General features: G+C 43.9%; 6 protein-coding genes. 2 read left to right on the top strand and 4 right to left on the bottom strand.

From position 1 onward, the window contains the following. Positions 1 to 92 precede the first annotated feature (92 nt). The 4 genes from KTE19_RS12795 to KTE19_RS12780 are packed head-to-tail and all read right to left on the bottom strand — an operon-like array spanning position 93 to position 2,722. Positions 93 to 500 carry a DUF3021 domain-containing protein gene (locus KTE19_RS12795; RefSeq protein WP_217163408.1) on the bottom strand — a complete coding sequence of 136 codons (408 nt, stop codon included), beginning with the start codon at positions 498 to 500 and terminating at the stop codon, positions 93 to 95. An 8-nt stretch (positions 501 to 508) separates the two neighbouring features. After that, the gene (locus KTE19_RS12790; RefSeq protein WP_217342432.1) at positions 509 to 964 is read right to left on the bottom strand and encodes a LytTR family DNA-binding domain-containing protein; all 456 of its coding nucleotides are present in this window, start codon (positions 962 to 964) and stop codon (positions 509 to 511) included. Between the two features lie 23 nt (positions 965 to 987). After that, positions 988 to 1,857: an ABC transporter permease gene (locus KTE19_RS12785; RefSeq protein ID WP_217163412.1), complete on the bottom strand. Its 870-nt coding sequence runs from the start codon at positions 1,855 to 1,857 to the stop codon at positions 988 to 990. Position 1,858: 1 nt separating this feature from the next. Beyond that, positions 1,859 to 2,722: an ABC transporter ATP-binding protein gene (locus KTE19_RS12780; RefSeq protein ID WP_217342431.1), complete on the bottom strand. Its 864-nt coding sequence runs from the start codon at positions 2,720 to 2,722 to the stop codon at positions 1,859 to 1,861. A gap of 210 nt (positions 2,723 to 2,932) precedes the next feature. On the opposite strand from KTE19_RS12780, the gene KTE19_RS12775 reads away from it, so the two are divergent. Both KTE19_RS12775 and KTE19_RS12770 read left to right on the top strand, forming a co-directional pair. Then, positions 2,933 to 4,276 carry a replication-associated recombination protein A gene (locus KTE19_RS12775; protein ID WP_217342430.1) on the top strand — a complete coding sequence of 448 codons (1,344 nt, stop codon included), beginning with the start codon at positions 2,933 to 2,935 and terminating at the stop codon, positions 4,274 to 4,276. Then, complete coding sequence (locus KTE19_RS12770; RefSeq protein ID WP_217342429.1) at positions 4,269 to 4,772, top strand: O-acetyl-ADP-ribose deacetylase; 504 nt, start codon at positions 4,269 to 4,271, stop codon at positions 4,770 to 4,772. Before KTE19_RS12775 ends, KTE19_RS12770 begins: the two co-directional genes overlap by 8 nt. The last annotated feature ends 160 nt before the right edge of the window (positions 4,773 to 4,932 follow it).

Genomic DNA, 4,932 nt, shown 5'->3' with positions numbered 1-4,932 from the left:
TGAATTGACTACTATATTTTGTCACAAGAAAAGCCCCACAATCATTAGACTTACTTGTCTAACAATTGTAGGGCACTTCATGATCGTCTTTTTTATTGATTTCTTTTTTTCAGGGCGTCGTTGATTCGCTTGAGTTTGGTATAACTACCAATTCTGACTAATGCCCAGGCAATTGCATAAACGACCAAATAAAAAATGATAATTTCAAGCCAAAACGTTGGGCTTTGCCAAATAAGCCAGCCATTAACTGCCATCATGATCATGACCAAGATAAACGTGAACACAAAGTGAATGGCAAAAGCGGTCAAAAAGCGAATATTTTCAAATGCAAATAGCCATGAGCATAAACCCACCAAACCGCCCATTAACATAATGCTAGCAATATTCAGTGGTGTTGGGCTTGAAGCCTGCAGACCGATCATTAGGATAATTAGGTAGATGGCCGAGCCAATTTCGACACCTTCAAAAAAGAATTTTAAGCTCATTTTTAATGATTTCATATTAATTCTCACAATCCTAACCGTTGTTCAAGTAATCCGAGGTATTTTCGGCTAACGCTGGTTTTTAAATCTCCAGTTAAAAAGGCCGTCATACCGCCAGCAAAACTATCTTCCAGTGAAAGCAAATGATCCAAGTTGATGACAGCGTGTTTGGATATTTGAACAAAATTCGGGTTATTCAACTTGGCAACCAGCGCATACAGCCGGCCTTTTGAGTTGATAACCGTTTGCTTGGCGTAGATCAAGAGATTGTTGCCAGTAACATCGATTAAAATAATATCCTGGGGTTTTAGCAGGACAACATGATCTTCTGATTTAATCGGGATGACGGTTGGCGGCAAGGACTCGTAGCTTTTCAGGTGCGCCAATAGGGCATCAACCTTGGGTGACCGTTCCTTGGCAGTCACGGTCACGTTGATTTCGTTGTCCTTTAACTGTTCATTTTTTTGAAAGTGAATTTCCATATAGCGAGTTCCTTAATCCAGAATTATTTGATGATATCAATCGCACTTTGCTTCTTCTTAACCAATTCTGTCATGAAAATCACCAAAATACTACCCCAAAATACGATGAATAAGATTTCTGAAGTGGCAGTCAAGCTCAACAGGTGCGACCAACTCAATTTAACCCCCATTAATTTGTTGAAATGAGCTTCGTAATCCGGTGTTTTGAAGGCTGCCTTGATTTTATCACCCATTAGGATTTGGCGATAGATGGCGGCAACGTAAGCCGGTGGTGTGAGCTTGATCAAGATTTGGGCAAAATTGGGTAGGGCGCCGATTGGAATGTAAGTCCCAATCAGGAATCCAGCGGCTGTTCCAATAATCGAATTGAGCCTACTAAACGTGTCCACCTTATGGACAAATTGCGTGATGAGCATATTGAGAATGACGGCTAAATAGGAACTCAAGAGAGCCACAAGGATGATTGCCAAAAGCTTTGACCAGGGAATCGCTAAGTTGTCAGTGACATTGAAATAAGCCAGCATCATTGCCAGCATGATGAGTTGCATCATAAAGCCGATGATGCCGGCACTATGCATGTAACTCATTTTAAGCTGAAACGGGGAAATGTCAGTTAAATAAAAATCTTTGAGGACACTGTGCTCTTCGTCTTTCACGAATTGCCCCCATGAGGCCAGCGTCGCAGTTACTGCGGTAATCGCCAGGGTGCCACCAATTAACCACAGATCTAACAATTGCTTGGCTCCGGGAACTTGAGACCATTCAGCCAGCATACTTTTTTTGATGAAAATCACATAGAGGACAAGCGAAATCATCGCGCCGAGAATCGAAAAGAAGACGCCCGATTTGTCACGAAAATAGAGCAGTAAATTTCTTTTACATAATGACAACATCTTAACGCATCTCCCTTCCGGTCAAATTGAGAAAGGTATCATCCATCGTGCCGGGGCGGTATTCAAAACCACTAAGATCATTGGGGAATTTTGCCAGCAACTCAATTGTGGCCGTCGTACTTGTTGGAAAACAGAGAATCGCTTCTTTATCTTGAACAAATTTCATGGTGGTAGGAAGTTGCTTAATGATTTTTTGTGGATCTGGACTTCGCAGGGTTAATTGATTCTTGGAGTAACGTTCCCTAATGGCGGCAGCAGGCCCTTCAGCAATGACATTGCCATGATCAATGATATAAACTTCGTCGGCGTGGTCGGTTTCTTCCAGATAATGGGTGGTTAAAACGACGGTGAGCCCCCGATCCTTCTGCAGAAAATGTAATAAGTTCCAGATTGCTGCTCGGGTTTGGATGTCTAACCCAGTAGTCGGTTCGTCTAGAAATAAAATGTCCGGTTCGTTGATCAAGGCGCGGGCAATGTCCACCCGTCGTTTTTGACCACCTGATAAGCTGCCGTATTTTTGCTTGATGAACGGTTTGAGGCCGATCTTTTCAATCAAGAAAGCAAGGTGATCAGTGGCTGCTGGCTGATACATGTGGCTGCGGATGACCAAATTTTCATATGCCGAAAGCTGGTTATCGAGGATACTTTGCTGGAAGACCATGCTTATTTTAGTGTCTTCATTAAGGCCAATTGTTCCTGAAGTGGGTTTGAGCAAGCCGGTGAGCATTGACATGGTGGTTGTTTTTCCAGCTCCATTCGGCCCCAAAATCGCGGTGAGGCTACCTTCATGAATTGAGATGTTGATATGGTTAACAGCGACCGTTTCGCCGAATGTTTTGGTGAGTTCTTTTGTTTGGATAATCATCGAAGTCATCTCCCTTACACCGCAAATATTAACAGGTCAGCGGATCAAATAGCGCGAAATTTCGTTAAGAGGTGGCTTTAAGAGGATGAATGGTTGAAATGGCCCCATGAAATGTGAGAAGGATTAGTATTAACATATAAATGACGTTCAGTTATAATGAACTTAGAAAACACAAACATATGTTCTATATCAAATTAGGAGGTGGATTTTTTGAAGCAGGAATCGTTATTTGCTAATAGCAGCAAAGCCAATCAACCACTGGCTTATCGAGTCCGACCGACGACTTTGGACCAATTTGTTGGCCAAGAGCAATTGGTGGGCCAGGGTAAAGTGCTGCGTGAAATCATCGAAAGCGACCAGCTGCCGTCACTGATTTTCTGGGGGCCGCCGGGAGTTGGGAAGACAACTTTGGCTGAGATCATTGCCAAGAAGACCCAGGCGAAATTTATTACCTTTAGTGCCGTCACCAGTGGGATTAAAGAAATTCGTGACATTATGAAGGACGCTGAGGCTAACCGGGAAATGGGCGGCAAGACAGTTGTCTTCGTTGATGAAATCCACCGATTTAATAAGGCCCAACAGGATGCTTTTTTGCCCTTTCTCGAACGAGGCAGCATTACGCTGATTGGGGCCACGACTGAAAACCCATCGTTTGAAATTAATTCAGCGCTGTTGTCACGGTGTAAGGTGTTCGTCCTGCACGGCCTCAAAGTTGAGGATATTGTGCAGTTGATTCATCAGACCTTGAAGAATCCAGCCGCGTTTCCGAAGCAGGCAATTGAAATCAGCCAGGCTGCCATTAAGACGATCGCTGAATTTGCCAATGGGGATGCCAGGGTTGCCTTGAACACCCTGGAAATGGCCGTTAATAACGGTGACAAGACTGGCAATCAAGTTAAGGTGACCGCCGACAGTCTCCATCAATTAATGAATACCAAATCATTTCTGTATGATAAGCACGGCGAAGAACATTACAATTTAATTTCTGCAGTTCATAAGTCCATGCGAAATAGTGATCCGGATGCCGCGGTTTATTGGGTATCCAGGATGTTGAGCGGCGGTGAAGACCCGTTGTATATTGCTCGTCGACTGGTGCGGTTTGCCAGCGAAGATATTGGGCTGGCTGATACCAATGCGCTCAATGTCGCGATTAACGTCTTTCAAGCCTGCCAATTTTTGGGGATGCCGGAGTGTAATGTACATTTGACAGAAGCAGTCATTTATTTGTCCCTGGCACCAAAGTCCAATGCGGTCTATAAAGCCGTCACCAAAGCCGAAACAGATGTGGAACATTCGATCAACGAACCGGTGCCCCTGCAGTTGCGAAATGCCCCAACTGATTTGATGAGTGAGTTGGGCTATGGGAAGGGCTATCAATACGCCCATGAGGCCAAAGACAAGTTAACCACGATGCAAACGATGCCGGATTCATTGGTTGGTCAGACATACTATGAGCCGACTGAGCAAGGAAACGAAATTCGTTTCAAGAAACGGTTAGAACAAATTAAACATTGGGAAAAGGTTCATCGACGAGGAGGAAAAACCGATGGCTAAATTTAATTTAATTAAGGGTGACATTACCAAGCTGAAAGTAGATGCAATCGTGAATGCCGCTAACACGGCTTTGTCAGGCGGTGGCGGTGTTGACGGTGCCATTCATAGAGCAGCCGGACCCGAATTGGATGCTGCTTGTCGCAAATTAAATGGTTGTCCAACTGGTGAGGCGAAGGTAACGCCTGGATTTGAGTTGCCAGCAAAATATGTCATTCATACTCCGGGACCAATTTGGCGCGGTGGCAGCCAAAATGAACCGCAGTTACTGAGAAATTCTTATGTGAATAGTTTGAAACGGGCGGTCGAGAATGGCTGTCAAACGATGGCTTTTCCATCGATTAGCACTGGCGTCTACGATTATCCCCTAGACCAGGCCGCAAAGATCGCAATTGATGCGATTAAGGGATTTGATGTGCCATTGGATGTGACGATGGTTTGTTTCGATAGTGGGACTTATGAGGCCTTTGAGCGTGCACTGATGGCAGATCATCAATAATACGTCATGAAATTGTGACTATGTAAAAAGAAAAGATTAGGACCTAGGCGATTCGATCCCAGAATTTAAGTGAAAAAAGTGGTTCTACAATATCTGTTGTTGGTAATAGATTTTATCTATTACTGATGACAGATTTTTTGTTTCTCGTTAGAATAAAAAA

The organism is Lentilactobacillus dabitei (assembly GCF_019061365.1).
Lineage (GTDB): Bacteria > Bacillota > Bacilli > Lactobacillales > Lactobacillaceae > Lentilactobacillus > Lentilactobacillus dabitei.
Note: the sequence above shows the minus strand (reverse complement) of the source record. Positions and strands in the feature narration are given on the sequence as shown.

Excerpts from the sequence above, each read along its gene's own strand:
- KTE19_RS12795 (WP_217163408.1), bottom strand. The coding sequence starts at position 500 with ATGAAATCATTAAAAATGAGCTTAAAATTCTTTTTTGAAGGTGTCGAA.
- KTE19_RS12790 (WP_217342432.1), bottom strand. The coding sequence starts at position 964 with ATGGAAATTCACTTTCAAAAAAATGAACAGTTAAAGGACAACGAAATC.
- KTE19_RS12785 (WP_217163412.1), bottom strand. The coding sequence starts at position 1,857 with ATGTTGTCATTATGTAAAAGAAATTTACTGCTCTATTTTCGTGACAAA.
- KTE19_RS12780 (WP_217342431.1), bottom strand. The coding sequence starts at position 2,722 with ATGATTATCCAAACAAAAGAACTCACCAAAACATTCGGCGAAACGGTC.
- KTE19_RS12770 (WP_217342429.1), top strand. The coding sequence starts at position 4,269 with ATGGCTAAATTTAATTTAATTAAGGGTGACATTACCAAGCTGAAAGTA.